The following is a 3,426-nucleotide window of genomic DNA, read 5'->3' on the forward strand; positions in this document are numbered from 1 at the left end:
ATGTCCGGCGGTGTCCTACTCTCCCACACCCTCCCGAGTGCAGTACCATCGGCGCTGGAGGGCTTAGCTTCCGGGTTCGGAATGTAACCGGGCGTTTCCCCTCCGCCATGACCGCCGTAACTCTATCGACATATCAAACAACACCAGCAACTGGTCTGTTGTTCATTTGTCGAGAGTTGCACAGTGGACGCGTAGCAGCTTAGTAGTCAAGTCCTCGGCCTATTAGTACCGGTCAACTCAACCCGTTACCGAGCTTACATTTCCGGCCTATCAACCCAGTAGTCTAGCTGGGGGCCTTACCCCACCAAAGGTGGGTGGGATACCTCATCTTGAAGCAGGCTTCCCGCTTAGATGCTTTCAGCGGTTATCCCTTCCGAACGTAGCTAACCAGCCGTGCCCTTGGCAGGACAACTGGCACACCAGAGGTTCGTCCGTCCCGGTCCTCTCGTACTAGGGACAGCCCTTCTCAAGTATCCTACGCGCACGGCGGATAGGGACCGAACTGTCTCACGACGTTCTAAACCCAGCTCGCGTACCGCTTTAATGGGCGAACAGCCCAACCCTTGGGACCTGCTACAGCCCCAGGATGCGACGAGCCGACATCGAGGTGCCAAACCATCCCGTCGATATGGACTCTTGGGGAAGATCAGCCTGTTATCCCCGGGGTACCTTTTATCCGTTGAGCGACACCGCTTCCACTCGCAAGTGCCGGATCACTAGTCCCGACTTTCGTCCCTGCTCGACCTGTCAGTCTCACAGTCAAGCTCCCTTGTGTACTTGCACTCAACACCTGATTGCCAACCAGGCTGAGGGAACCTTTGGGCGCCTCCGTTACCTTTTAGGAGGCAACCGCCCCAGTTAAACTACCCACCAGACACTGTCCCTGAACCGGATAACGGCCCGAAGTTAGAAACCCAAATCAACCAGAGTGGTATTTCAAGATTGCCTCCACCCATACTGGCGTATGGACTTCACCGGCTCCCACCTATCCTACACAAGCTAATTCGGATACCAATGTCAAGCTATAGTAAAGGTCCCGGGGTCTTTCCGTCCTGCCGCGCGTAACGAGCATCTTTACTCGTAATGCAATTTCGCCGGGCCTGTGGTTGAGACAGTGGGGAAGTCGTTACGCCATTCGTGCAGGTCGGAACTTACCCGACAAGGAATTTCGCTACCTTAGGATGGTTATAGTTACCACCGCCGTTTACTGGCGCTTAAGTTCTCCGCCTCGCCCCGAAGAGCTAACAGGTCCCCTTAACGTTCCAGCACCGGGCAGGCGTCAGTCCATATACATCGAATTACTTCTTCGCATGGACCTGTGTTTTTAGTAAACAGTCGCTTCCCCCTGCTCTCTGCGGCCATACAACGCTCCACCCGCAAGGGGCTTCACGTCTCCGGCCCCCCTTCTCCCTAAGTTACGGGGGCAATTTGCCGAGTTCCTTAACCACAGTTCGCCCGATCGCCTCGGTATTCTCTACCTGACCACCTGTGTCGGTTTGGGGTACGGGCCGCTAAGAACTCGCTAGAGGCTTTTCTCGGCAGCATAGGATCACTGACTTCACCTGAATCGGCTCGGCATCACGTCTCAGCCACATGCACCGCGGATTTGCCTACGGTACGGCCTACACGCTTACCCCGGCACAACCACCGGCCGGGCTCAGCTACCTTCCTGCGTCACCCCATCGCTTGACTACTACCCGCCAGGTTCCCACACTCACCCAGTTAAGTCCGAAGACCGCCCCAAGATCACGCAGTTAGCACAACGAAGTTCATCATGGGCGCTCTTTCGCGGGTACGGGAATATCAACCCGTTGTCCATCGACTACGCCTCTCGGCCTCGCCTTAGGTCCCGACTCACCCAGGGCGGATTAGCCTGGCCCTGGAACCCTTGGTCATCCGGCGGAAGGGTTTCTCACCCTTCTTTCGCTACTCATGCCTGCATTCTCACTCGTGCCGCGTCCACAACTGGGTCACCCCGCTGCTTCACCCCCGGCACGACGCTCCCCTACCCATCCACACACCTGCACAAGGAATCAAGTCCAAGCAAGGATAAAATGTGAATGCCACAGCTTCGGCGGTGTGCTTGAGCCCCGCTACATTGTCGGCGCGGAACCACTTGACCAGTGAGCTATTACGCACTCTTTAAAGGGTGGCTGCTTCTAAGCCAACCTCCTGGTTGTCTATGCGACCCCACATCCTTTTCCACTTAGCACACGCTTAGGGGCCTTAGCTGGTGATCTGGGCTGTTTCCCTCTCGACTACGAAGCTTATCCCCCGCAGTCTCACTGCCGCGCTCTCACTTACCGGCATTCGGAGTTTGGCTGATTTCGGTAAGCTTGTGGGCCCCCTAGACCATCCAGTGCTCTACCTCCGGCAAGAAACACGCGACGCTGCACCTAAATGCATTTCGGGGAGAACCAGCTATCACGGAGTTTGATTGGCCTTTCACCCCTAACCACAGGTCATCCCCCAACTTTTCAACGTTGGTGGGTTCGGCCCTCCACGCGGTCTTACCCGCGCTTCAGCCTGCCCATGGCTAGATCACTCCGCTTCGGGTCTAGGACACGCGACTGAATCGCCCTATTCAGACTCGCTTTCGCTACGGCTCCCCCACACGGGTTAACCTCGCCACATGCCACTAACTCGCAGGCTCATTCTTCAAAAGGCACGCCGTCACCCCGCAAGGCTCCGACGGATTGTAGGCGAACGGTTTCAGGTACTATTTCACTCCCCTCCCGGGGTACTTTTCACCATTCCCTCACGGTACTTGTCCGCTATCGGTCACCAGGAAGTATTTAGGCTTACCAGGTGGTCCTGGCAGATTCACGGCAGATTACAGGGGTCCGCCGCTACTCGGGAACACCCACAGAAGACCAGCCACTTTCACCTACCGGACTCTCACCGCCTACGGTCAGCCATTCCAGACTGTTCGGCTAGCAACTGGTTTTATAACTTCTCGAACAAGTGTCAGCTCATTCAGCAAGGTCCCACAACCCCAACCACGCAACCCCTGACAGGTATCACACGCAGCCGGTTTAGCCTAGATCCGCTTTCGCTCGCCACTACTCACGGAATCACTCTTGTTTTCTCTTCCTACGGGTACTGAGATGTTTCACTTCCCCGCGTTCCCTCCACACACCCTATGTATTCAGGTGCGGGTGACATCACATGACTGATGCCAGGTTTCCCCATTCGGACACCCTGGGATCACAGCTTGGTTGACAGCTCCCCCAGGCCTATCGCGGCCTCCCACGTCCTTCATCGGCTCCTGGTGCCAAGGCATCCACCGTTCGCCCTTGACAACTTGACCACAAAGATGCTCGCGTCCACTGTGCAATTCTCAACAAACGACCAACCCACAACCCACAGCCCCACACCAAACCCGACAAACGCCGACGGTATGCGAGACCAGGCCATGCCTGGCAC

Annotated in this window: 2 rRNA genes; both read right to left on the reverse strand. The window is 56.5% G+C overall.

The annotated features are described in order from the left end of the window. Positions 1–2: 2 nt before the first annotated feature. Positions 3–119 (reverse strand): 5S ribosomal RNA (gene rrf / locus ACFYZF_RS30545). Between the two features lie 83 nt (positions 120–202). Next, positions 203–3,310: ribosomal RNA gene (locus tag ACFYZF_RS30550) — 23S ribosomal RNA — on the reverse strand. Between the last annotated feature and the right edge of the window lie 116 nt (positions 3,311–3,426).

Origin of the sequence: Micromonospora sp. NPDC001898, assembly GCF_042891255.1 — a bacterium.
In the GTDB taxonomy this organism is placed as follows: Bacteria; Actinomycetota; Actinomycetes; order Mycobacteriales; family Micromonosporaceae; genus Micromonospora.